Annotated in this window: 26 protein-coding genes, 1 pseudogene and 1 riboswitch; of the genes and pseudogenes, 9 read left to right on the top strand and 18 right to left on the bottom strand. The window is 50.0% G+C overall.

Annotated features, from left to right (window positions below; genetic code table 11):
• The first annotated feature begins 6 nt into the window (after window positions 1-6).
• On the top strand, window positions 7-489 hold the full coding sequence (locus tag ATW55_RS09415) for a DUF4149 domain-containing protein (RefSeq protein WP_067716260.1): 483 nt from the start codon (window positions 7-9) through the stop codon (window positions 487-489).
• Window positions 490-514: 25 nt separating this feature from the next.
• Window positions 515-802, top strand: a complete 288-nt coding sequence (locus ATW55_RS09410) for a hypothetical protein (protein WP_067716257.1) — start codon at window positions 515-517, stop codon at window positions 800-802.
• A gap of 1 nt (window position 803) precedes the next feature.
• On the opposite strand, the gene ATW55_RS09405 is transcribed toward ATW55_RS09410, so the two are convergent.
• From ATW55_RS09405 to ATW55_RS09395, 3 genes are all read right to left on the bottom strand, one after another.
• On the bottom strand, window positions 804-983 hold the full coding sequence (locus ATW55_RS09405) for a hypothetical protein (protein WP_067716253.1): 180 nt from the start codon (window positions 981-983) through the stop codon (window positions 804-806).
• Between the two features lie 27 nt (window positions 984-1,010).
• Window positions 1,011-1,493 (bottom strand): divergent PAP2 family protein, encoded by a 483-nt coding sequence (locus tag ATW55_RS09400; protein WP_067716286.1) that lies wholly within the window; start codon window positions 1,491-1,493, stop codon window positions 1,011-1,013.
• A gap of 71 nt (window positions 1,494-1,564) precedes the next feature.
• Window positions 1,565-3,328 (bottom strand): B12-binding domain-containing radical SAM protein, encoded by a 1,764-nt coding sequence (locus tag ATW55_RS09395; protein ID WP_067716249.1) that lies wholly within the window; start codon window positions 3,326-3,328, stop codon window positions 1,565-1,567.
• Between the two features lie 78 nt (window positions 3,329-3,406).
• On the opposite strand from ATW55_RS09395, the gene ATW55_RS09390 reads away from it, so the two are divergent.
• On the top strand, window positions 3,407-3,769 hold the full coding sequence (locus tag ATW55_RS09390; protein ID WP_082685712.1) for a YunC family protein: 363 nt from the start codon (window positions 3,407-3,409) through the stop codon (window positions 3,767-3,769).
• Between the two features lie 19 nt (window positions 3,770-3,788).
• On the opposite strand, the gene ATW55_RS09385 is transcribed toward ATW55_RS09390, so the two are convergent.
• A complete protein-coding gene (locus ATW55_RS09385) occupies window positions 3,789-5,030 on the bottom strand; it encodes a glycosyltransferase family 2 protein (RefSeq protein WP_067716245.1) in 1,242 nt (413 codons plus the stop codon).
• 164 nt (window positions 5,031-5,194) lie between these two features.
• Here ATW55_RS09385 and ATW55_RS09380 point away from each other — a divergent pair, with 164 nt between their 5' ends.
• Window positions 5,195-5,794: a DedA family protein gene (locus ATW55_RS09380; RefSeq protein WP_067716242.1), complete on the top strand. Its 600-nt coding sequence runs from the start codon at window positions 5,195-5,197 to the stop codon at window positions 5,792-5,794.
• Between the two features lie 72 nt (window positions 5,795-5,866).
• Here the strand turns inward: ATW55_RS09380 and ATW55_RS09375 are convergent, their stop codons facing one another.
• From ATW55_RS09375 to ATW55_RS09350, 6 genes are all read right to left on the bottom strand, one after another.
• Window positions 5,867-6,214: a HesB/IscA family protein gene (locus ATW55_RS09375; protein ID WP_067716238.1), complete on the bottom strand. Its 348-nt coding sequence runs from the start codon at window positions 6,212-6,214 to the stop codon at window positions 5,867-5,869.
• 83 nt (window positions 6,215-6,297) lie between these two features.
• Window positions 6,298-6,495: a hypothetical protein gene (locus ATW55_RS09370; RefSeq protein WP_067716235.1), complete on the bottom strand. Its 198-nt coding sequence runs from the start codon at window positions 6,493-6,495 to the stop codon at window positions 6,298-6,300.
• Between the two features lie 99 nt (window positions 6,496-6,594).
• Window positions 6,595-7,047 carry a thioredoxin-dependent thiol peroxidase gene (gene bcp / locus ATW55_RS09365; protein ID WP_082685710.1) on the bottom strand — a complete coding sequence of 151 codons (453 nt, stop codon included), beginning with the start codon at window positions 7,045-7,047 and terminating at the stop codon, window positions 6,595-6,597.
• 92 nt (window positions 7,048-7,139) lie between these two features.
• Complete coding sequence (locus ATW55_RS09360; RefSeq protein ID WP_067716230.1) at window positions 7,140-7,928, bottom strand: LysM peptidoglycan-binding domain-containing protein; 789 nt, start codon at window positions 7,926-7,928, stop codon at window positions 7,140-7,142.
• Window positions 7,928-8,064: riboswitch (cyclic di-AMP (ydaO/yuaA leader) on the bottom strand. It overlaps the preceding gene by 1 nt.
• Window positions 8,065-8,122: 58 nt before the next feature.
• Window positions 8,123-9,577: an aminotransferase class I/II-fold pyridoxal phosphate-dependent enzyme gene (locus tag ATW55_RS09355; protein ID WP_067716226.1), complete on the bottom strand. Its 1,455-nt coding sequence runs from the start codon at window positions 9,575-9,577 to the stop codon at window positions 8,123-8,125.
• A 33-nt stretch (window positions 9,578-9,610) separates the two neighbouring features.
• On the bottom strand, window positions 9,611-10,183 hold the full coding sequence (locus ATW55_RS09350; protein ID WP_067716221.1) for a YwhD family protein: 573 nt from the start codon (window positions 10,181-10,183) through the stop codon (window positions 9,611-9,613).
• A gap of 153 nt (window positions 10,184-10,336) precedes the next feature.
• Here ATW55_RS09350 and ATW55_RS09345 point away from each other — a divergent pair, with 153 nt between their 5' ends.
• On the top strand, window positions 10,337-11,002 hold the full coding sequence (locus ATW55_RS09345; protein WP_235587074.1) for a SpoIID/LytB domain-containing protein: 666 nt from the start codon (window positions 10,337-10,339) through the stop codon (window positions 11,000-11,002).
• Between the two features lie 5 nt (window positions 11,003-11,007).
• Window positions 11,008-11,646 carry a hypothetical protein gene (locus ATW55_RS09340; RefSeq protein WP_153005099.1) on the top strand — a complete coding sequence of 213 codons (639 nt, stop codon included), beginning with the start codon at window positions 11,008-11,010 and terminating at the stop codon, window positions 11,644-11,646.
• A gap of 76 nt (window positions 11,647-11,722) precedes the next feature.
• Here ATW55_RS09340 and ATW55_RS09335 read toward each other — a convergent pair whose 3' ends face one another.
• The 5 genes and pseudogenes from ATW55_RS09335 to ATW55_RS09315 all read right to left on the bottom strand — a co-directional run bounded on the left by ATW55_RS09335 (window position 11,723) and on the right by ATW55_RS09315 (window position 17,349).
• Entirely contained in the window at window positions 11,723-12,901 is a 1,179-nt protein-coding gene (locus ATW55_RS09335) for a pyridoxal phosphate-dependent aminotransferase (protein WP_067716213.1), read from the bottom strand.
• Window positions 12,901-13,764 carry a deoxyribonuclease IV gene (locus ATW55_RS09330; protein ID WP_067716208.1) on the bottom strand — a complete coding sequence of 288 codons (864 nt, stop codon included), beginning with the start codon at window positions 13,762-13,764 and terminating at the stop codon, window positions 12,901-12,903. Before ATW55_RS09330 ends, ATW55_RS09335 begins: the two co-directional genes overlap by 1 nt.
• Window positions 13,765-13,892: 128 nt before the next feature.
• A pseudogene (gene glnA, locus ATW55_RS09325) lies at window positions 13,893-15,316 on the bottom strand (type I glutamate--ammonia ligase).
• Between the two features lie 98 nt (window positions 15,317-15,414).
• Window positions 15,415-16,605 (bottom strand): FtsW/RodA/SpoVE family cell cycle protein, encoded by a 1,191-nt coding sequence (locus tag ATW55_RS09320; protein ID WP_067716205.1) that lies wholly within the window; start codon window positions 16,603-16,605, stop codon window positions 15,415-15,417.
• Between the two features lie 156 nt (window positions 16,606-16,761).
• Window positions 16,762-17,349, bottom strand: coding sequence for a DedA family protein (locus ATW55_RS09315; RefSeq protein ID WP_067716202.1), 588 nt, complete (start codon window positions 17,347-17,349; stop codon window positions 16,762-16,764).
• Window positions 17,350-17,497: 148 nt separating this feature from the next.
• Here ATW55_RS09315 and ATW55_RS09310 point away from each other — a divergent pair, with 148 nt between their 5' ends.
• From ATW55_RS09310 to ATW55_RS09300, 3 genes are all read left to right on the top strand, one after another.
• The gene (locus ATW55_RS09310; protein WP_153005098.1) at window positions 17,498-17,758 is read left to right on the top strand and encodes a hypothetical protein; all 261 of its coding nucleotides are present in this window, start codon (window positions 17,498-17,500) and stop codon (window positions 17,756-17,758) included.
• A gap of 200 nt (window positions 17,759-17,958) precedes the next feature.
• Window positions 17,959-19,161: a putative lipid II flippase FtsW gene (gene ftsW / locus ATW55_RS09305; protein ID WP_336433220.1), complete on the top strand. Its 1,203-nt coding sequence runs from the start codon at window positions 17,959-17,961 to the stop codon at window positions 19,159-19,161.
• A gap of 20 nt (window positions 19,162-19,181) precedes the next feature.
• Window positions 19,182-20,117, top strand: coding sequence for an MBL fold metallo-hydrolase (locus ATW55_RS09300; RefSeq protein ID WP_067716191.1), 936 nt, complete (start codon window positions 19,182-19,184; stop codon window positions 20,115-20,117).
• 54 nt (window positions 20,118-20,171) lie between these two features.
• Here ATW55_RS09300 and ATW55_RS09295 read toward each other — a convergent pair whose 3' ends face one another.
• Genes ATW55_RS09295 through ATW55_RS09285 form a run of 3 tightly spaced genes read right to left on the bottom strand, consistent with a single transcriptional unit; the run spans window position 20,172 to window position 22,778 of the window.
• A complete protein-coding gene (locus ATW55_RS09295; RefSeq protein WP_067716188.1) occupies window positions 20,172-20,663 on the bottom strand; it encodes a GAF domain-containing protein in 492 nt (163 codons plus the stop codon).
• Window positions 20,664-20,679: 16 nt separating this feature from the next.
• Window positions 20,680-21,432, bottom strand: a complete 753-nt coding sequence (locus ATW55_RS09290; RefSeq protein ID WP_067716185.1) for a type 1 glutamine amidotransferase — start codon at window positions 21,430-21,432, stop codon at window positions 20,680-20,682.
• Window positions 21,429-22,778 carry a Mur ligase family protein gene (locus tag ATW55_RS09285; RefSeq protein ID WP_067716181.1) on the bottom strand — a complete coding sequence of 450 codons (1,350 nt, stop codon included), beginning with the start codon at window positions 22,776-22,778 and terminating at the stop codon, window positions 21,429-21,431. The genes ATW55_RS09290 and ATW55_RS09285 overlap by 4 nt, the downstream gene beginning before the upstream one ends.
• Window positions 22,779-22,791: the final 13 nt, after the last annotated feature.

Below are 22,791 nucleotides of genomic sequence, written 5' to 3'. Positions count from 1 at the left end.
TATAGCGTGCATACGACTTCAAGATCAATTTATTCCTTGGCAACTGCTTTGTCACTCGGCGCGATGGTATTTTTTTCACTTATCGTCACTGAGGCGATCTTTGCCAACCTTACGCTCCAATCGGCGGGAACGGTCCTTGCACATTTGTTCCCTTCATTTTATCGCTTCACAGGTATCTCTTCCTTAATTGCGAGCGTATGCACCTTGTTCATGCCGTGGCCCTCACATCGCCACATCTCGCGACGAATCTTTATCGGCAGCGCATGGCTCTCTACACTCTTTTTAGGGTTTAGCGACATTGTCCTTCTCCCCGCAATGAACGCGGCGCGAATGAAAATTCCCAGCTTCACAGGTCCGATAACCCCACTGCTGAAACAGTTTTTCTTCTATCACGGGATCTCCATGGGACTCATCATCCTTACTATGATCCTAACACTTTTGGGCTTGCTTTTGTTCACATTGCGAGGAATCGAGACACGTTTTCTTTAATCTGGAGATAATCGGAGGAAAATATATGGAATCCTGGAAAGACGTTGCGTTGCGCAGCGATGCATTCCTATTAAAGAAAGATATCTTTATCTACCGCATCCAAAACAAAGAATATCAAATCGAGGTATTCGAACAACAAAGCGGAGTCTGTTATGCAATCGGAACTCCGATGAATGAGGATCGAATGATCATCTATGGAAGTGCGGAAGTTACCAACCAAACCATTGCAATCTCGCAAGTGATCAAAAAGATCGATCGCGACATCTTAAACGAAACGATCTTCTCGATAGGAGAAGATCGCGAGGATTCCTAATTTACAACGGGCGGTTGTCATCATAGTCGTAAAAAAAACCATCTTTTACCGCTTCTGGTACGTGAGCCATTTGATCGAGAAGATGTTGGTACTGACGGCGCTCTTCATCCGTTTTGCCATGCAAAGCAGCGATGGTGAGCGCTTTTTTTATCGTCCGCAAATCACTTGGCACAAAGTGCATAAAAGGCCCCCCTCAAAATGTACGCAACTAAGCGTAACTGATGGCTGATACGATACTTCCTAAAAGAATGCCTAAAATACACCCCATCAATACCTCAATAGGTTGATGACCCAACATTTCCTTCAAACGTTGCTGGTACAACTCTGCCCGCCTGTCTGCAAATCTCCGGTCGATCAATTCGCCGATATCCGCTTTTAACTTATTCAATGCGATGGCCTGCTCACCCGCATGGCGACGAATCCCTGCGGCGTCATACATAACAATAATGGCAAAAACAACACACGCCGCAAAAAGAGAAGATCTTGTGCCATCATGAAATCCGATCACTGTCGCAAGGGATGAGACGGCCGCGGAGTGGGAGCTCGGCATGCCACCGGTCGAAGTCATCTGGCTAAAATCCCACTTGCGAGTCGCAATGTATGCAATGGGTACTTTTACGACCTGAGCCACCACGGTGGCAGACAATGAAGCCATAAGTGCAGGATTCTCAATCAAACCAAGGATGGACATCCAAAACGTCACATTCCATTCTCCTTTGTAAAAACCGATCATTCATAACCTGTTGACAAACAAATTGCTGGCTAAGATGGAAACTGCCATTGAAAATCGCGGTTCACCTCACGGTTCACACATTTCAATAAGTGTACGGTCGGATGCCCCAGTCCTTTAGGGTAACAGTAAATGACCGTCAGATCATCACTCATCTCTTCTTTTGTCAATTCGAGTTCGCGCGCAGCTTCAGCAGGTATACGATCAATAACACAACGTTTCAAGAGAGACGCGTCAAGCGTTTCTCCTTGCGTCAAAGGTGGTTCGCTCGCGCGCAGCATAGTCAGTGTCACTTCACTCAGGATCCTCTTCCACCAAAGACGCTTGGGACGTATTTTTTCTCTTAAAAGAAAATCAGCGCGCAAAAGTGCGTACGCAGTTTCATTCACGATGTTTTCCTCGCGCAAAAATTCTTCTAGACGAACGAATAAATCATTTATTTGATGGCCAATTCTCTCGTATCCACGTAGGTTCCAAAAATCGCCGAACCGCTGAAAGAAATCAAAAGGAGTTGCAAAACACTTGTTTGTTAGATACGGAATTGAGCGAGGAAATCGACCCGAGTTATAATACTTCTCTAGAATATCCTCCAAACGCTTCAAACGCACGACATCTTCATACGGCATGGTATCATTTGAGAGCATTTCATACGGAGCAGTATCCATATAAACATAGCCATACTGAGCAGCACACTTTCGCAGTCCTGTACCGCGCAAAAGCTTCAGGAAACCCAATTGTAACTCATCCGGTCGAAGTGCGTAAACCTCATTGAACGTCTGGGCAAATCTGTTGTAATCTTCCTCAGGCAAACCCGCAATCAAATCCAGGTGTTGCAGAATCACACCTGATTCACGAATTCGGGTCACTGTTTCCGCGAGTTTAGCAAAATCCTGTCGGCGTTTTATAATTGCATTTGTTATATCATTCGTTGATTGTACGCCGATTTCAAACCTGAACTTACCGGGTGGCGCGTGATCAATAAGCCAAGAGACCACTTCTGATTTGAGAATATCACCAGTGATTTCAAAATGAAACGTCGTATCTCCAGGAAGCGATAAAACGTGTTCGAAAATTGCCAATGCATAATCCTTGCGCAGATTAAACGTGCGATCGACAAATTTGATCTGGCGTACACCATATTCAATCAAGCGCGTGAGATCATCCTTGACACGTTCAAGAGAAAAATAGCGCACACCCGCCTCAATTGAAGAAAGGCAGAACTGACATGAAAATGGGCATCCACGGCTCGCCTCAAAGTAAACGATTCGCTTGTCAAGCTCGTGAAGAGTCATCGCAGCGTACGGAGAAGGGATCTCATCAAGCGACGGTATCTTCAGCGCGACGCCCGTGTCGATCATCCCTTCTTCTGTTCGAAAGACAATGCCCCTAATTGTATCGAAAGGTTGATTGCATTCAAATGACTGTACGATGAGTTTAAGTGTCAATTCCCCCTCACCACGCACAATCACGTCAATCCCATTGTAAAGTTCCATAAATTCCATCGAGTCGTAAGACACTTCTGGTCCGCCTAGGACAATCATCGTCTGAGGAAGAACTTTTTTCACCAGCGGAATAAGCCGCAGTGTCTCGGTGATATTCCAAATATAGCAACTTATCCCTAGAATGTCCGGTTTGACAGCATAGATATTCGTCAACACATGTTCGACAGGATCATGAATCGTGAACTCACGCATGACGACATCGCACTGCTGTTCAATCGATGCGCGCAAATAACGAAGCGCCAAAGATGAGTGAACATACTTTGCATTGAGTGTCGTTAACATGACGCGCAGCATCTTTACCCATCCCGTCTATAAGAGTTGCACCTCGATGGAAAACCGATCATACCGTATCAAAAAAGGAGGCAACATCACGTGGTCACAATTTCCCCAATCCATCTTCATGGAACAACATTTATCGCCGTTACGGTTGATCTGCCAAAAACGCGACTTGTCACCATTCAAAATGAAATAGGATACATCATGTGCGGCGCACTGGATGTCACACTGCTAAACACAAAGCTAAATGACCGAAACATTCTGGCGGGACGCGCAGTCGGTGTACGTACTGTCGAAGACTTGCTGGCCGCCCCGCTCGAGTCTGTAACCGATCACGCTCGCGCCATCGGCGTCACCCCTGGCATGAAAGGAGAAGAAGCGCTGCTCATCTTTGCAGCGCACTATGCTAAGAGTCATCGCACACAAGGCCCCAAAGACACTCCTTTACACTCATCATGAAACTGTCACTGAAGTTCCCTTAACGCGTACGAAGGTCATCAAATTGAATGGCGCGCGTGTGAACCGTGTGTTTCCACACGCGGTTTCGTCGCGTAAACAGCGCAAAAGCCGTAACTGGAAACCATGTCAACATAAAGAAGGGAAAGAGTGGCAGGCCAATAAACGCACGCCACTCGACCCGCTCAAGCAACATGGCGAGCGGCATTTGTATCAGAATAAACAAATTGATCACTGCCCAAAACCACGTCGGTAACAATTCTGTAAACCCTGCAACCATTGTCGGGTTAGAGTTTTGAAACAAAAACATGAATGCGGTCAAAAACAAAATTAAAAAGCGCATCGGCTGAAAGAGATAAATCGCGGCGTCAAGCTTTGCCAAACTCCTCTCTTTGAGACTCGCGACAAGAAGCGTGCCCATATACTGCTGCGCGCAATTGAAATGACCTTGCATCCAGCGCAAACGTTGCCGCATGGAAGCAACAAGCGTGATCGGTTTCTCGTCGTAAACCTTCGCCTCATGCGCCCATACGGGATAGATTCCTTCTACCACACACTTGGCACCAAACTCGACATCCTCCGTCAAGCCTGTCGCTTCCCACCCAAGCCGATTGATCAAATGCATATCAATGCAAAGCCCCGTACCTCCGAGCGCACACGACAATCCCAGATTTCTCCGGGAGAGTTGCCACATTCTGTTCGTGTACCAATACGAAATCGCCATGGAAACACTGACCCAAGAATCCAAAGGATTTTTAATGTCGAGATACCCCTGAATCACCTTGTGTCCATCAAGCAGTCGATCGTTCATCACGCGCAAGAAATTGGTGCCGACCAAATTGTCTGCATCAAACATCACAACCGCGTCATATGGAATCTTGCGCTCTTTTAAGCGCTCCAGCATCCAGCGGATCGCATACCCTTTTCCGCGTTCTGTTTCAGACAATCGTTCTTCGGCGAAAACCCCGTGCTCCCGCGCAATTTCTGCAGTTCGATCTGTGCAGTTATCAGCAATCACATAAATATCGTACATAGACTGAGGGTAGTCGAGACGCTTCAGGTTAGTAAGCAACGGCGCAATCACACGTTCTTCATTATGCGCCGCAACAAAAACTGCGAATCGCTTCGCAGGTTCATGAACAAGAGGTTTTCGTCGATACACAAGCCCAAAAACAGACAATACCACTTGATACAAACCAATGAGACCCGTAATGGCTTGTAGCGCGATAAAAGCCACGGTCAATACGGCGGTCCATGAAATCAAAAGAAAGTCTCCTCTGCCAACCCATATTTAATGAGGTCATTGTCCGACTTACTATACCATGTATGCTTTTCATCGGACAAGTAGACTAGCATATCTGGCTGTGCTATCATTAAAAAGTTAAACATGCATTTTCATTTCTCTGTCAAAAGAAAGGGGTAACAAACCTGCACGGCATATCGCTCGCACTTGAAAATGCTGTACGCCACTACGGGATTGCCGCTGTCTTTCTCACCATGCTACTTGAAAGTGCATGCATTCCGATCCCAAGCGAACTCATCATGACGTTTGCCGGATACGCCGCGTTTCGCGGCGAAATGGGACTCGTTCCGGCAATCATTGCAGGCGTGCTCGGAAATCTCACCGGATCGCTCTTGGCCTATTGGATCGGGTTGCGCGGTGGACGAGCCTTTCTGCACGCTTATGGACGCTATGTATTTTTTTCTGAACGCCACTTTGAGTCATCAGAACGCTTTTTTGCCAAATACGGTGCGATCACTGTATTGATCAGCCGACTTTTACCCGCCGTGCGGACCTTTATCTCGCTTCCCGCGGGGATTGCCAAGATGCGGCTCAGCACGTTCACCCTCTTTACAATCATCGGTTGCATTCCATGGGTCGCCATTCTTGCCTATATTGGGTACGCGCTTGGCCAACACTGGGAAACGATTACCGCTCATTTCACACTCTTCACAGATCTTTGCGCAGCACTTCTCGTCATTGTTTTTGTCAGTTTTCTACTGCGCAATCAAATCCGCAACCGTTAAAAAACTGCCGAGCAATCTCGGCAGCGAGCATTCTCCGCAGCCTGCGCGATGGGGCGTACGCCCCATCGCATTTTAATCGCACGAACCTGGTTGCCCTGCATCTTCTTTGGTGCGAAAGCTTGACCCGCACCCACATGTCGATATGGCGTTAGGGTTATGGATCGAAAATCCCGTCCCTGACAAGTCGTCGAGATAATCAATCTGCGCGCCGTCTACCAATCGCTCATTCTCTGCATCGACAAATACATTCACTCCGTGTTGCATGATTGCGATATCGTTTGGTTTTCGCTCATCAAGCGCCAAACCGTAACTAAAACCCGAGCACCCACCCGGTTTGATCATGATACGAAGGCCCGCTTCCACAGAATCGCTCAACATCGATTTAACCTTCTCTGCAGCCTGTTCAGTAAGTGTAACCACGCCGTGAACGCTCCTTCCTGCGAATATACTCGTTCATACTAGTATACACCGAATCGCGCACTCATTGCTTCTATATACAAAAACTAAAAATGGGATTGCATCGCAAGTTTGACCACATGCTGCAGTTCCTGCTGCATCACTCGAAAAACACCGTCTCTATGTGCCGCATCCCACGCCCTAATTTCAAGGTTGGACAGTTCCTCGCCAAATTTGCGACTCACCCCCAAAAGAGTCGCATGCGGAACGAGTGACACACAAACCAACATGACCAAAACAAACACGAACGGTCGACTCCTCGTAAAAACCCCACCTTCTCTATGCCATCTTCAACAGCATGGCCTGAGATGTGGGGTTTTAAGCATCCTTTTAAACGCGCTCACCTATAGATCTGCCAATACCTTCACCGCGTGACCGTCCACCTTGACCTTCGGATAGACACGCGCGATCTGCCCTTTGCCATCAATGACAAACGTAGTCCGTTCAATGCCCATGTATTTTTTGCCATACATGTTTTTTTCGACATAGACTTCATACGCCTTGCAAACCGCCGCATCAGGATCGGAAAGCAGTGGAAAAGGCAGTTGATACTTTGCAGAAAACTTCTCGTGAGATGCAATCGAATCAGTGCTCACACCGAGCACGGCAACCCCTTTTTCAACGAACAGATCATACTGATCGCGAAAACCGGTCGCTTCTGTGGTTCAGCCAGGCGTGTCATCTTTTGGATAGAAAAACAAAACAACAGTTTGTCCCGCATAATCTTCAAGCGAAATGTTCCGATCGCCTGTCGCGGCGAGTTGAAACGTTGGCGCTTGTCCAGACATGATTGGCATAGCGAACCTCCCGACTGAGCAATAGCTGCCTCATTTCGTTCAGTATAGCGGAGAAACGAGTCGCGTTTCAAACCACTCCGTCAAGGACAATCTTACTTTCGAATGATAGAGACACTAACATTCTCAAGCCCAAAGTTTAAGGCGGCAGAAGTTGTCGGCAAGAACACATCAATTCGTTTCCCTTTGATTGCGCCGCCCGTGTCAACCGCTTTTGCATAAAATCCGCCAGCCGGAAGCGCTGGGTCTGAGTAACCGCTGATATAAAGGGTTGAACCAAGCGGTATTACAGACGGATCGACCGCGACGTCCCCAAATTTGAGTGGTTGACCAAAATAGTCAACCGCCCCCCACGGCCCATTCGAAGAGACCGACGGATCATACGCGCTCGCCAAAAACGTACCCAAACCTTGTTTTATCGGCGCTTTCGCGTTTGTCGACACGTTTGCCGCGCGGAAAACGAGTGGGTGTGCAGCGTGTTGGACTGCCGCACTGCCTCGCGCAAAAAGTAAAATCTGTCCCGCGTAGATAAGCGAGCTGTGGAGATGATTCAACGCCATGATTCGCGCTACGGTCGTGCCGTAATGCTGCGCGAGATAGGAAAGAGTATCTCCAGCCGAAACACGATAAAGAAAAGGAAGCGCCACTTTTTCACCCGGAATCAGATGTACGTTCGGACTCGCGAGGTGATTGACCAGATCGAAACGCGCCACACCAAAACCGGAAAGACGCGCGATCGTCGCAGGCGTATCCCCCGCCTTGACGGTATACGGCGCTGGCGGAAGTGTTGCCGCCATACTGGTTGCATCTCCGGCAAAAGCCATAAAAAACGAACCGACTGCCAGCGTCACCGCTGCCAATCGCTTGATCATTGGATATGTCAAACAATTTCCTCCCACGCCTCCGGAGTTAGCTGACGGGTTCGGGAGAAGGTCGCCCCGCTCTGCATCGCTGCAAAGTTCACCCCAACAACATGGGTCCTCCGTACACTCTCTTTGAGTGATTCGGCTATGCTATTTTTATAGTCTACGTTTTTTGTCGAAGTTTGTCATCAGGAAATCGCAGCCAAATTGAAATGCTATTCACGCACGACCCGCACCGTTTGAATCGTCGGATCATCTGGCCCCTGTACAGGGAGCCCTTCCGCGAGATTTTGCTCAATGTATTGGACATTGTCAAGCGTCACGATCTCACCTGGAAGCAGAATCGGAATTCCGGGAGGATAGACCATGATCATGTCCGCAATGGTGCGCCCAACGGCTTCACGAAGCGTTACAACCTCCGAATCAGCATAAAAAGCATCACGCGGCGGCATCGCAAGACGCGGTGTCGACGGCACCACAATTTTACGCGGGACATGTGTCCGCATCCGTTCAATCTCGACGAGTTCGCGCAGCGCCTGAATAAGTCTTGATACACTGGACTCTGTGTCGCCAAATGTAATTATGCATAAAATGTTGTACAAATCGGACATCTCTACTTCAATGTTATAGTGATCCCGCAAAATCCCTTCTACCTCGTACCCGGAAATACCGATATCCGCGACACGTATGGTCAGTTTAAGCGGATCAAAAGCGTACGTCGCAGAGGATTGCAAGATTTCACGTCCAAAACAATAGAGCCCTTCAATTTCATTAATTCTGTTTCGGGCATCTTCTGCGAGACTAAGCGCGCGACTGATCAGTTCCCTTCCGTGAACGGCCAATTGACGGCGCGCTGCGTCAAGAGATGCCAATAACAGATAGGAAGTCGATGTTGTGTGAAGCATCGATAATATTGAGTGTACGTGGCGAGCGCGGATAAGCCCTTCACGCACATTCAGTACAGAACTCTGCGTGAGCGATCCACCAAGCTTGTGCACACTCGTCGCGGCAAGATCACAGCCCGCCTGCATGGCGGAAACCGGCAGCGCCTCGTGAAAATGGGTATGGACACCGTGTGCCTCGTCCACCAAAACCAATACGCCACGCGCATGCGAAACAGAAACAATCGAGCGAAGATCTGTGGCGACGCCAAAATAGGTAGGGTTGATCACCAGTACAGCCTTCGCGTTTGGATGCTCATCAAGTCCCGCGACAACCGTTTCCAGGCGCAATCCATGTGCGATGCCAAGATGAAGGTCGACCTCAGGCTGCAAGAAATACGGTCGCGCCCCAGAGAGAATGATTGCTGACAGAACAGACTTATGAATATTTCGCGGCACGAGAATCTCATCACCGGGTCCTACCACCGACAAGATCATGGCCATAATTGCCCCGCTCGTGCCCTGTACAGAAAAATAAGTGGCATCTGCCCCAAACGCTTCTGCCGCGAGCGCCTGCGCCTCCGCGATGATCCCTGTGGGATGCATGAGGTCATCGAGCGGTCCGATATTGATCAAGTCAATCGACAATGCATTTTGGCCCATAAAATGGCGAAATTCAGGATCCATTGCAAACCCTGTCTTGTGTCCCGGAATATGAAATTGAAGCGGCTGGCGCTCCGCGTGTTTGCGCAACGCCGTAAAAAGAGGTGTATCTTCCTGATTCGACAACTGGACAATCCCATCCTGTCTGCATCCATGCGTTTACTTTTGTTCGTTCATTCCTTTAGCGTTCTCCCGCTCTGCCTCCAGGCGAATGCGTTCCCGGTCTTTTTCCGCCTCCAACCGCTTTTGTTTCATCGGCATGTACTGTTCTTCCGTCAGCCAATTCGCCCACACCATCTCCGTCGCGTTGACCCAAAGTTCTTCCCGCTGCGCCATCAGAAATGCACCGAGTTGCTTCATCTCATCCTCTGTCAACATCTCGAGTTGAATTTTCCCTTTGACTGCGGCATCCATTTTATTCACTTGATCAGCCAAGTTTTTATAGCCCACGCCAGCTTCTGGATCAACATAAAAAATAGAGGCCGCCAATCCGTGAATCCCAAGGCCGAGAATCTCGCGATGAAGTGTTACCCAGACAAGCGCAACACGCTTTGGCTCTGGAATATCATCCGTATCACTCACCCACGAAATGCCTCGCTCCACTTTGCTTTTACCGTGAATCGCCGCATTGTCGATGCGCACGCCCTCGCGATCGATCAATACGGCAGAGAGGTTTGACAGCGCATCAGGCGCTTTGTGTTTATTCACACCAGTCAAGCTCAAACGTTCCATTTCTTGCCCCACCCTTCATCCATGCCTGCTTTCATTGTAACGATCTCACGCAATTTCTCAAAGAGCGCATGATCTCACGCGAGATGGGAATGGATATGTACATCGATTTATCCTTTCTCTTCCCAACCCATTTGATTGCTGGAGGTGTTACCATTGGTTCATCGCGCGTGGTTTCTATTTCGATGGCTATGCGCATTTATGCTGATCACAACTGCGACTGCATTGTGGATCCCATCCCACCAGCTTGCTCACGCTCAGGCCTACTTAATTGGACAGGCAGGCTTTCCCAGTACGATCCGCGTCGCCATCCGAGAAAACAACATGTCTGGCGAACCCGACCCCCGCGGGCGTATCATCTATGTCACGACTGTCAATTTTGATCAATACTGTCGCGATGTCATTCCCAATGAATGGTTCCCATCCTGGCTCCCCGCATCACTTGAGTCAGGCGCCATTGCCGTAAAAATGTTCGCGTGGTATCACCATCTTCACCCTGTGACCGTTGGCGGTTTTACCTTTGACGTCGACAACACCGTCAATTTCCAAACCTACAAAGCATTTTCCGATCAGGACGCAACAGACCGCGCGTACTATCGCACACGATCACTCGCGTTTGTCCAACCGAGTGGAGAGATATTTGAATTAAACTATCGCGCCGGTTATGAAAACAGTCCTAACTGGCAATATCGCAATTCCCAAAAAATGTCTCAATGGGGAACGCAATTTTTGGCATCCCAAGGTCGCGATTTTTTACAGATTCTCCAATTTTATTATGTCGGTAGATCACTCGTTTCGATCCCCGGCGTTGGGAAAGGATGAGACTGGTGAGCCTGCAAGGAAGACACATGGCTATGTCGCTATGCACTGCTTTTGCCCTCTTTTCACTTTCGCTTGTACCGACGCCAGACACTTTAGCGCAAACATCTCCACATGTCCCAGAAACAAATCAAGCTGCACAAAAACCAGTCCCAGCGCAGCCCGCGCCAAAACCTGATCCACCACGTGGAACATCCGGCTACGATCCAGTCGTGCCGGGACAAAAATACGGCGATCTTCGCGTAAAAGTGATCGACGGACGGACACTCAAACCCCTTTCGGACGCTGAAGTTGTGGTCATTGAAACAGAGCAACGCTTCCGCACAGGAAAAGATGGTTTGACACCGTGGATCAAAGCGCCCGTTTTGCGCAGCGCACGCTTTCGCTTTCTCGTGAATGAGCTTCACGGACAGTTGAATCTCATCTCTTATAAAAATGGCTATCGCGACTCCATACACATGGGTGTCCGCATGAACGAGAGAGCAACCACCCGCACAACGATCTGGCAGTACAAAATTGAGCCAGGCCCTGATCGGCGCGTGGAACCTGTCCTCTATACTGAGCCGTATCACCGTCTATGGCTCATTCAACTCGCGGATCGCTTTCGTCGTCCTACACAGTTGGGAGAGGGATATGAACATCCGTGATAGACATTGATCCGCACCACAGACCAGGGATTCGTTGCCGCGCAATCAGACGCACATATCTGCGTCTTTGCGCGTTTCATTGTCGAAGACTTGCCGTCCGGTGATACGCGCGCGCAATTCTCTTCGCCGCAGCGCTAAGACGCGTTTCATCTGTCAAAAGCCCAATGCGGACATACCCTTCTCCGTGAGGACCAAAACCTTTGCCTGGAGCCACGACGACATGCTCATCGTAAAGAAGTTGATCAGCAAATGATTCAGACGATACGCCCTCGGGCGTGGGGAGCCAAACAAAAAACGAACCTTTCGACTGCACAATCGGCACGCTTTGATCAACGAGCGCCTGTAAAAAAGTATCGCGCCTCTTTCGATAGAGATCGACGAGTTCCTGCACCGGAACCTGCGAGCTACGCAGCGCAGCCGTCGCCGCCTGCTGCACGGCGCCGAAAAGAGAGACATACGCGTGATCCTGATATAGATTGAGACTCTCGATCACGTCTTCGCGCCCCAAGGCAAAACCCACGCGCCAGCCTGCCATGTTGAATGTTTTGGAGAGCGTATAGATTTCGATCCCGACGTCCTTTGCACCTTTTGTCGCCAGAAAACTGACAGGCTTTTCTTCAAATCCGATGGCGCCGTACGCAAAATCATGCACCACCACCGTATCGCTTCGCCGCGCAAATTGAACCGTTTCTTCAAAGAAAGCACCCGTCGCAGTCGCCGCCGTCGGATTGTTAGGGTAGTTTAGAAACATCAGTTTCGCTCTTCGCGCAACGTCCTCATCGATGCATCGATAGTCAGGCAAAAAATCATTTTCCAAAAGCAATGGCATGAACTCCATCTGAGCGCCGGCAAGCGCAATGCCCGATTGATAATCAGGGTAGCCAGGGTCCGGAACTAGCGCCAGATCCCCATCGTTTAGGATACACTGGCTCACTTCAACGAGACCCGCTTTTCCCCCAAACAAGATGGCAACTTCCCGCGTCGGATCAAGTGAAACTCCAAACTCCCGTTCATAGTAGGAGCAAATCGCTTCCCGCAAATAGCGTTCACCGCGAAAAGAACCGTAGCGATGGTTTACAGGGTTTTGCGCCGCAGCGCAGAGTGCGTCAACGATGTGCGGCGGTGTCGGTTGATCGGGATTGCCCTGACCCAGATTGATCAAATCTGGCGCGTTTTTTTGCAGTTCCGCCACCTTTCTTGTCAGCGTGGCAAAAAATTGCTTCGGCAGTCGATTCATCCGATCAGCCTGTGTCATCACATGGATTCCCCTTTATCATCAGCATCTTCAGGCAGATCTTGAGTGAGCCCGCGAAGCAAGGCAATCTCCTGTTTGTAATGCCCGCCCGGCGTCTCAAGAATGAGCGGAACTTCCGATAGGACCGGGTGACGCACGATCCTGCGAAGTGCCTCTACGCCAATCGATCCTCGGCCAATGTTTGCGTGCCTGTCTTTGTGTGAACCAAAAGGCGTCTTTGAATCATTGATGTGCGCCACTTTTAACAATGAAAGCCCGAGCAAATCGTCAAATTTTTGCAGAAAACCATCGAAATCGTTCACAATATCATAACCGTAGCTATAGTTGTGGCAGGTGTCGATACAGACTGCCATTTTGTCGCGGTGTTTTACGAGAGAGATGATCTCGGCGATTTCCTCCAGTGAATTTCCCACCTTCGATCCATCGCCCGCCATCGTTTCCAAACACAGATACAGATCTTCCGTTCCATCGAGAATCTCATTCAGCCCTTCCGCAATCCGCTTGATACCAACCTCAACGCCACGGCCCACATGGCTTCCTGGGTGCATCACGATATAGCGAAAACCGAGGTAGGACACGCGCTTGATCTCCTCACGCAAAACCTCGACACCATACTGATACGTCTCAGGTTTTACACTGGCGAGATTGACAAGATAGGAAAGGTGAACGACCGGGTCGACGATGTGGTGTTCTGCCATCCTCTCATACGCCTCATCGCGATTAAACGTCGCAATGTCACGTGCGGGTCCCCCGCGATTGCTCCGTGTGTAGATCATATACGTATCTGCATCATAAGAGATCGATTCTTCAACTGCGCGCAAAAGTCCGGTTTTGGCAATGGATACATTGGCACCCAAACGCATAATCTTCACCGCCATCTCAAAAGGGTCTGAACACAAAGAGGGAGCGTGCCCGCAACGCTGTTGCAGGCACGCTCAGTGTATCATGGGATTGCTTTGTCTCCAAAAATTATGCGCAGTGCATCTGCCTCTTAGAGATCGAGATACATTTGAAATTCGTGGGGATGCGGACGAAGGGAGAGCGGCTGAATCTCTGTCGTGCGCTTCAAGTCAATCCATGTTTGAATAAAGTCTTTGTCAAACACGCCTCCTTCAAGCAGGAATTCGTGATCATTTTCAAGAGCGCTCAATACTTCATCTAGCGACCCTGGGACGCTGCGGATCTGCGCTTTTTCTTCCGCATTCAACTCGTAGATGTTTTTGTCAAAAGGACCATATCCCAATTTGGTAGGATCGATGCCTTTCTTGATACCGTCAAGTCCCGCGAGCAACATCGCCGCAAACGCCAGATAAGGGTTTGCCGTGCAGTCAGGCGTCCGAAACTCAATCCGCGCAGTTTTGGGGGTAACCGCAGCGACAGGGACGCGCACCGCGGCACTGCGATTGCCTTTTGAGAAGACAAGGTTCACAGGCGCCTCAAAACCAGGTACAAGGCGCTTAAACGAGTTGGTGCTCGGTGTCGAGAAAGCAAGCAACGCCGGAGCGTGATAGAGAATCCCGCCAATGTAGTGCATCGCCATTTCGCTCATGTTGCCATATGTGCCCTCTTCAAAAAAGAGCGGGACACCATCTTTAAAGAGGCTTTGGTGCACATGCATACCAGAGCCATTGTCGCCAAACAGCGGCTTTGGCATAAACGTCGCAACCTTTCCACCTTTGCGAGCGACGTTGCGGACGATATATTTATAGAGCATAACCGTATCGGCGACCTTTGTCAGCGTGTCAAAACGGAAGTTGATCTCAGCCTGCCCCGCAGATGCGACCTCGTGATGGTGACGCTCGACGCGAATGCCTGCATTCATCAATTCCAGAACCATTTCTGTCCGAATGTCATGCTGGCTGTCCGTTGGCTGAACAGGAAAGTATCCACCCTTGTTCTTCACCTTATAAGCGAGATTAGGTCCTTCGGAAGACCCGTATTCCAGTTCGCTTCACTCGAATCAATGCTATAAAAGGCACCGGATGGATCCGTGTTGAATCTCACATCGTCAAACAGGAAAAATTCGAGTTCCGGACCAAAATACGCGTCTGTCGCAATGCCGGAACGCTTGAGTAATGTCTCCGCCTTTTGCGCGATAAAGCGCGGATCGCGATTGTAGCGAACGCCCAAAGGCTCGTAAATGTCACACACGAGATCAAGGGTCGGAACGGCGGTAAAGGCATCGACATACGCAGAATCCAGATCAGGGCGCATCACCATGTCAGATTCTTCAATGCCGCGAAATCCTTGAATGCTCGAACCGTCAAACGCGACGCCGCGCGTGAGCATATCTTCGTCCACTTCTGCCGCAGGAATCGTAACGTGATGCTGACGTCCAGGCATGTCGACTAAACGAAAGTCCACCATAAGAATTTGTTTTTCTTTGATAAGGTTAAGAATGTCTTGTGCCGTCATGACTCCATCTCCTATGACCTTGTTGTTAGGTTATGAGATGAGTATATGCGAAACAAAAGAAATTCGTCAACCTTTATGTCAGCTTAATTTACGTTAGATCAATCAAACCGAAGCGTCCTTCTCCTCACAGACACGCTCAACGCTATTCCTATGCTAATAAAGTTAACAACAAGCGATGAGCCGCCGTAACTGACAAACGGTAAGGTAATTCCTGTCGCCGGCGTGACGACGAGATTCATGCCGATATTTTCAAACACCTGAAACGCAAACATGCCGACGATCCCCGCTATCACGTAGGAAGCAAAATCGTCAAGAGCGGTTGTCGCAACGCGAATCAAGCGATAGAGCATGATTAAAAACAACATGATCAGCGCGCTTGAGCCGACAAAACCAAGCTGCTCTGCAATCGCCGAGAAGATAAAATCTGTCCATTGAAACGGCACCCAACTTCCGTTGGTTTGGGATCCTTTTCCGATCCCCTGCCCAAACACGCCGCCCGCGCCGACGGCAATCTCGGCCTGATGAACCTGCCAACCGCTTGATGCCGGATCATAACCCGGCTCAATAAACGAGATGAGTCGTCCCGTTTGATACGATTTCAGGATGTGTTGATGGTCAAGAAATTGGACAGTCTGGTTTGGCACCACGACGACTGCGACGACAATCAGCGAGATAAAAACGGCGCTTGCGGCGAGCATCATGCGCATATGCTTTTTTTTCACATAGACGAGAAGCATCGAGTACATGATCGCCAACAGAACAAGCGCCTGACCAAGCGCAGGTTCTTTCAAAATTAAAACAAATGGAACAAGAAACGCGAGAAAGATCGGCAAAAGCCCGCGCAAACTATAGTCCGGAACTTCTCGCTCATTCATGCGCGACATGTAGTCAGCCACCCAAATAATAGAGACGAGCTTGGCGAGTTCGGACGGCTGAAACGACAAGAGCGGAAAGGGAATCCAGCTGTGCGCCCCATTCACGCGATGAAAACCAAAAACCGCAACGAGCAGCAGAAGCGTTCCACCATAAAAATACCAGCGAAGTTTTGCGAGATTGCGATAGTCAAAAAGCATGACCAAAAACATGACGATATAGCTGAGTACCTCAAAAGCAATCTGTCTGTACAGAATATGAGGCGGAATGCCGAGAGAGGCGCTCCCCGTATTCGGATTCGCCTTCCCGAGTGTAGATGTGTAGACAGCGATGCAACTGATCACCGAGATGAGAATCATCACTACGATAAGCACGTAGTCTAGGTCGCGAATATTTCGCTTTACGATCGATTCCAATGAAATGGTCCCCCTATTGGCAACAACTCCGCTCACCCTCGCAAGCGAAAGCTATGCACATCCATCTTATTTTCTCATGGATTGACCACTTCGCGCAATGAAAGATTCAGGTCCGCCAGTATGGAAATTGATGACGTTTTTTTTGTCCTGACGACATTATTTTGCACGTCGCCGACGATAAAGCGCGCCGAAGATCAGCATGAGCAAGACACACGCCGCGAGTGTATAAAATTGACGAGGCGGCAGATGTGCGCGCAGTTGTTCAATGCGCGAACCCGCAAAATGACCAAGGGAGATAAAACAAATGACCCAAACGCACGCACCTGTATAAGCAAACAGCGCAAACCGTCCAAAGGACATGCGGGTCATTCCGGCGAGGATCGCGGTGATATGGCGCACGCCTGGAATGAAATAGCCAAAAAACAAGAGATAGGAGCCATACCTCTCCATTTGTTCAGATGTGCGCGACAGGCTTCGCTCACTCCGGTGTGCGAGACGCATAAGCCGTTGCAACAGTGATTTGCCTAACCATGCACCTGCCGCGTAACTGAGCGTAATCCCAAAGACCGCCCCGACCATCCCCGCAAGGACAGACGGCAGATAAGGCAGTTCCCGACGATAGACCATGTACCCAACCGCGGTCAAAATGGTCTCATCCGGAAGCGGAAGTCCGACAATGCCGAGCGCCAAGAGGAGCACGATGCCGATGAGTCCATAGTGTTGAATCACATTGCCAATGTCCATATCCGACTCCTCACGTCACATATCCACACGCGTTGCTCCGCGAAAGCCCCTGCAGGACAATCGCCATCAGGCATACGCTTTTACATGGAGGTGAATCCATATGGTTCCTCACGCACACTTACACACTTTTATTGGACGACACGTGATCGTGCATACACATCAGCACGAAGCGTTTCACGGACATGTGCAGGGCGTCACTTCAACCCACTTGCTCTTGCACGGCCACCAGCTCGTGAGTTCCGACACTTCCGAGCCATCAAACTTCACAATTTTAACGGACAAAAACACTTGCCCGAGCGAGATGAATTCTCTGTCCCTTGTCTATTTTCCAGGGGCGGCGCTCGCAGTACCACTCTTTGCAATCGCCGGCATTACAGCGCTCGGGCTTGGAGCCATGGGCGCCTGGTAAAAATGTTGCGTGTGACATTTAAAACGTCGGTTTCACCAACCAATTTTTGACCAAGCACAAAAGGTGCGCTTGGTCTTTTTTTTGTCTTTGATAAAAGTATGCCATTTCAACTCATTTTAGGCAGGAGGATTCCTTTCCTACAGCGAACTATTACCTTTAAGCGCATCTGGAGGTAAGGATCATCGTAAAACACAAACCGGATTTTCAACTTTTTTTTTATCACGCTCTGCCTCGTCGCGTTTGGACTTGTTATGGTCTACAGTTCAAGCATGGTCTATGCGCTTCAGGTCGTCGGGAGCTCATCTTCTTATTTTTTCCGTCACCAACTCTTGAGCGCCGGGATCGGATTTGCGGGAATGTTCATTTTAATGAACGTACCTCCTGATTTTTTCAATAGGCATGCGCGCAAGATTACACTGGTCATTTTGCTCTGTCTGATTCTTGTTTTGATCCCGCACATTGGACATCAAAGCCAGAATGTCAGACGGTGGTTGGGGCCCCCTTCGCTTCTGTTTCAACCGAGCGAATTTTCACTTTTGACGATCCTCATCTACGCTGCGTACATTTTTGCAAAACGGCACGACCAGATTCACTCTTTTAAAAAAGGTGTGATACCACCTTTTTTAATGATTGGCTTGCAGACGTTTCTGATTTTAAAAGAACCAGATATGGGAACGTCCATGTTGCTCTTGCTATCGGGGCTAGCCGTCATGTTTGCGGCTGGAATCCGCTATCGTCACATGGCGATCCTGGCCGGTTTTCTCGCCCCTGTGCTGCTTTTGTTTATCTACATGCAGCGTTATCGGGCACAGCGATTGCTCGTATTTTTACATCCTTTCAGCCCAAAATACGCGAATCAAGGCGGCTATCAGCTCATTCAGTCTTTTATTGCCATTTACCACGGCGGCTGGTTTGGCAAAGGACTGGGGCGCGGGATTCAACCGTTTGGCTATCTGCCAGTCCCTCACGCCGATTTTATTTTTGCCGTAATCGTTGAAGAACTTGGCCTCGTCGGCGCGTTTGGTGTTCTTCTTGCCTTTAGCTACTTTATCTGGCGCGGAATGAAAATCGCGATATCCCTTGAAGACCGTTTCTCCTCACTTCTTGCCATTGGAATCGTGAGCATGATCACATGGGGTGTTATTATTAACGTAGGTGCCGTCTCGGGACTCCTTCCCGTGACAGGTATCCCTCTCCCCTTTATCAGCTATGGCGGTACAGCGTTGATCGTCAAATTGTGGTCTGTCGGTATACTGCTCTCACTATCTCGCTACACAAGACCCGTTTCACTCCACGGCTCTTTGCGCGACCCCTCACCGATTGATTTTGAGTCGATGAAAATGAAAAAGAAACGCAATCGCACACGCAAGCAAAACTACCAACAAAGCGCAAAACGATCCTAATTTTTCCTGCGAGGTGTCCTATGCAAAAACTGACTGCACTCGACGATCAATTGTATCTCTTTGATTTGTTGGAGCAAAATCAAGCCGGCCGTTCAAGCGCGTATCTCTACCTCGGTCAAAAAAAGGCCCTGATCGAGACTGGGTCATCCCTTTCGCATCAAGCAATTCTTGACGCGCTGCGCGAGGCTAGCATATCACCGAATGAACTTGATTATATCCTCCTCACGCACATCCACCTTGACCACGCCGGAGGCGCCGGGCACCTCGCCCGTCTTGCCCCTCAAGCGCGTGTCGTCGCCCACCCACGCGCGAAGCGCCACCTGATGGATCCCTCGCGCCTGATGGCAGGTGCAAAATCTGTTTATGGAGACGCGCTTCATGAATTATTCGGCGACATGATTGCCATTCCCGAGGAGCAATTGCTCATTCGTCACGAGGGTGAACAAATCGATCTCGGAGATCGCGTGTGGACATTCTATGATACGCCAGGACACGCAAAGCACCACTTCAGCATTTACGATGAGCGACGAGAAGCCATTTTTTCGGGAGACGCGCTGGGAATTCGCTATGTGACCTCATTTACCGGTTACGATTTTGAATTTGTCATGCCATCGACGAGTCCGTCAGACTTTGACCCGAGCGCCGTTGAACAGACTGTCCGAAAGCTGCGCGCCTTGCGTCCAAAAACAGTGTTTCATACTCATTTTGGCCCATCTCCCGCGGAGGAGGCGTTTGCTGGTACGGAAGATGGTGTCAAACGACTGGCGCAGCTGGCAAAAACGCTCTACTACGAAGGCGCGTCCTGGGAGGAATACATGCTTGCGCTTACAGGTTTGTACGCCGGTATCCTGAACGCGGCAGGTCACGCCTCTCTTGACATTGAAAAGATCGGGATCGACCTTGAATTAAACGCAAAAGGTCTCTTGCACTGGGCTGCTCAACAGCATGCGCAGTGACAAGAGACACAGTTCAATCCTGTTCATAAACTGTTTTCCGCAATATGGCATCCTTTAGAACGCACGCTGCAATACGCGCTCTAGAACTTCTGTAGACAGCAAAAGCCCTCGGGCATCCTCTGTCGCAAAGCGCGCAACCGTTGGGCTGTCGATGTCAAGGACACCAATGACCTGGCGGTTGACGTGAAGCGGTATCACCAATTCCGATCGCGATTCGGTGTCGCAAGCAATATGCCCAGGAAATGCCTGGACATCCGGGACGAGCAGTGTGCGATCTTCTTTGGCCGCCGTGCCGCAAACGCCTTTTCCGAAACGAATGCGAACACACGCCGGCTTTCCCTGAAAAGGCCCCAAAACGAGTTCATCACCGCGCACGAGATAAAAACCTACCCAGTTAATGTTCGGAAGATAGATTTGAAACAGCGCGGAGGCATTGGCGAGCGCCGCAATTCGATCGGTTTCATCGCCAATGAGATAGGTTAATTGTTCTGCGAGAAAAGGATAGAATTCGTTCGCGGCAGATGGAGCTTCTACAGCGTGATGCATGATTCATCCCCCTTGTCTACCGTTCTTTGCGCGCGACGTTCAGCCGCGCGAGCATCTGATCGTGCGCCTGCCACTCCATTGTATCATCGAGTATTTCCAGTGTCCCGTCATCGCCTCGATACGCACGTGCGTAGGTAAGCAAGAGGTCTGCGAGATGAGGATTTTTAGGCAGAAGAGGTCCGTGAATATAAGTTCCGACGACTCGTTTTACAAAGATGCCCTCTGCGTGGTCGACGCCGTTATTTCCATGGCCCGCAAGCACTCTGCCGAGTGCCTGATGAGAATGTTCGGTGCGCCCGATGTGATTCTCAAAACCGACAACGGTGGAGCGCGCTAGCTTAAGCGTTTCGGGCAACTCAATTGCGATGTTTCCAATGAGCCGCGACGTTCCCGCTTTCGTGACGAGGTCAAGCGCCTGAAGTCCAGGCAGAATTTCACCACTGGGCAACTCATAGGAGTGCCCAAGCAGTTGATAGCCACCGCACACTGCGAGAACTGGGAGTCCATCATCGATCGCGCGGCGCAGATCCTGCGCATAGCCTGCAAGCGCTTCGCTGACCACCCGCTGTTCACGGTCAGACCCGCCGCCAAGCATGATGAGATCGATTTGGCGATAGTCAATTGGCTCGCGCAGCTTGATCGGCACCACCTCGACGCGGAAGCCTCGCGCGCGCGCGCGCAGTGAGAGTACAGCAAGATTCCCTTGATCTGCATAGAGATTGAGCAGTTCGGGAAATAAGTGGGCAATGCGGATAGACTTAACGCTCACGATTGCATCGCCTCCAATTGATTGGCAAGCGGGTGGAGCGCTGTATACGTGCACAGGATATACACGGAGCCACCTTCATCCGCGTTTACTCTCAAAGTCTCCTCCGCGCGCTCAAGAAGATGGATTCGAGCAGGTTCAATTCCAGCATATTTCAGGCGGAGTGCCATATCTGCGCCGCGCGTTCCTGCACAGTACCATGCGCTGACAAGAGGCGACCGTTTGACATATGACTCAATATCGATATCCCAAAGCCACGAAACATCGCGTCCATCCGCATCCGCATCATTGATGACAAAGCAAAGCGGATTGCCACTTTGCACGCCTTCGAGCGAGCGCAGCACCATGGTTGCGCCTGTTGGATTTTTGATCAGCGCAAGAACGCGCGAAGGATTCCCGGGAAATGTCTGCATGCGCCCGATGGGCGCCGTAAAACGCGCCAGGCCCACTTCAAAACGCGCTGGATTGACCCCCAATAAACGGGCAGCGGCACATGCCGCAAGAAGGTTATAGGCATTGTAGATACCAACGAGCGGCTGGGTCACGTGATACTCCAAGATCCTTTGCAGACGAACTTCTTCGCGAATCTTTACATCATCTTGCATTGCCCTGACACACATCGAAAACTGTGGCTCGGGACGCTTTTCAAAACAGACTGGGCAGTGATAGTGACCCATCTGGCCAAATACAGTTCGCGTATAGAAAAGTTCGCCTCCGCATCGAAGACAAAACGCTCCATCCCGCACTTCCTGACGCAAAAGATCATCCTCTGGCCAATCTGAGAGACCATAATAAAAGGTGTTCAAGCGATTCTTTCCAAGACTCGCGGCGAGCGGGTCATCCGCATTTAACACAAGTTCAACCGTCTCATCTCGCGTGCTTTCATAGAGATAGCCAAGCGTGGCATCCACTTCGCCATAGCGGTCGAGTTGATCGCGCATCACGTTTGTCACGATGATCATGTCAGGCCGAAAGCGCTTCGTCAGACGTGGAAGTGTCGCCTCATCCACTTCGAGGATGGCGCGCTTTACGCGCAATTGCCCGCGCCATGTCAATTCTGGCAAAAGCGCAGATAGAATGCCTTGCAAAAGATTGGCGCCCAACGCGTTTGAGATCCACGTCTCATCCTGCGCGACAAGCGATCTTAAAAGCGCACTCGTCGTGGTCTTGCCATTTGTACCTGTAACAATGACACAGCGATCGAGTTTTTCGAGCGCATAAAACAGCAAATTGGGGGAGATACGCGCCGCGACATAGCCGGGCAGGCTTGTCCCAGCGCGTTTGGTGACGCGTAACGCAAAAGCAGTGACGCTTGCGACCGCAAAGGCTACCCATGATCTTACATCCAACGTAAATAGACCT

Origin of the sequence: Ferroacidibacillus organovorans, assembly GCF_001516615.1 — a bacterium.
Taxonomy (GTDB): domain Bacteria; phylum Bacillota; class Bacilli; order Alicyclobacillales; family SLC66; genus Ferroacidibacillus; species Ferroacidibacillus ferrooxidans_B.
Note: the sequence above shows the minus strand (reverse complement) of the source record. Positions and strands in the feature narration are given on the sequence as shown.

What these genes read in the sequence shown, in the direction of transcription:
- ATW55_RS09405 (WP_067716253.1), bottom strand. Translation starts at nt 983, where the DNA reads ATGCACTTTGTGCCAAGTGATTTGCGGACGATAAAAAAAGCGCTCACC.
- ATW55_RS09410 (WP_067716257.1), top strand. Translation starts at nt 515, where the DNA reads ATGGAATCCTGGAAAGACGTTGCGTTGCGCAGCGATGCATTCCTATTA.
- ATW55_RS09295 (WP_067716188.1), bottom strand. Translation starts at nt 20,663, where the DNA reads ATGCATCACGCTGTAGAAGCTCCATCTGCCGCGAACGAATTCTATCCT.
- ATW55_RS09335 (WP_067716213.1), bottom strand. Translation starts at nt 12,901, where the DNA reads ATGACACAGGCTGATCGGATGAATCGACTGCCGAAGCAATTTTTTGCC.
- ATW55_RS09395 (WP_067716249.1), bottom strand. Translation starts at nt 3,328, where the DNA reads ATGCTGCGCGTCATGTTAACGACACTCAATGCAAAGTATGTTCACTCA.
- ATW55_RS09315 (WP_067716202.1), bottom strand. Translation starts at nt 17,349, where the DNA reads ATGGACATTGGCAATGTGATTCAACACTATGGACTCATCGGCATCGTG.
- ATW55_RS09350 (WP_067716221.1), bottom strand. Translation starts at nt 10,183, where the DNA reads ATGGAACGTTTGAGCTTGACTGGTGTGAATAAACACAAAGCGCCTGAT.
- ATW55_RS09300 (WP_067716191.1), top strand. Translation starts at nt 19,182, where the DNA reads ATGCAAAAACTGACTGCACTCGACGATCAATTGTATCTCTTTGATTTG.
- ATW55_RS09330 (WP_067716208.1), bottom strand. Translation starts at nt 13,764, where the DNA reads ATGCGTTTGGGTGCCAATGTATCCATTGCCAAAACCGGACTTTTGCGC.
- ATW55_RS09400 (WP_067716286.1), bottom strand. Translation starts at nt 1,493, where the DNA reads ATGTCCATCCTTGGTTTGATTGAGAATCCTGCACTTATGGCTTCATTG.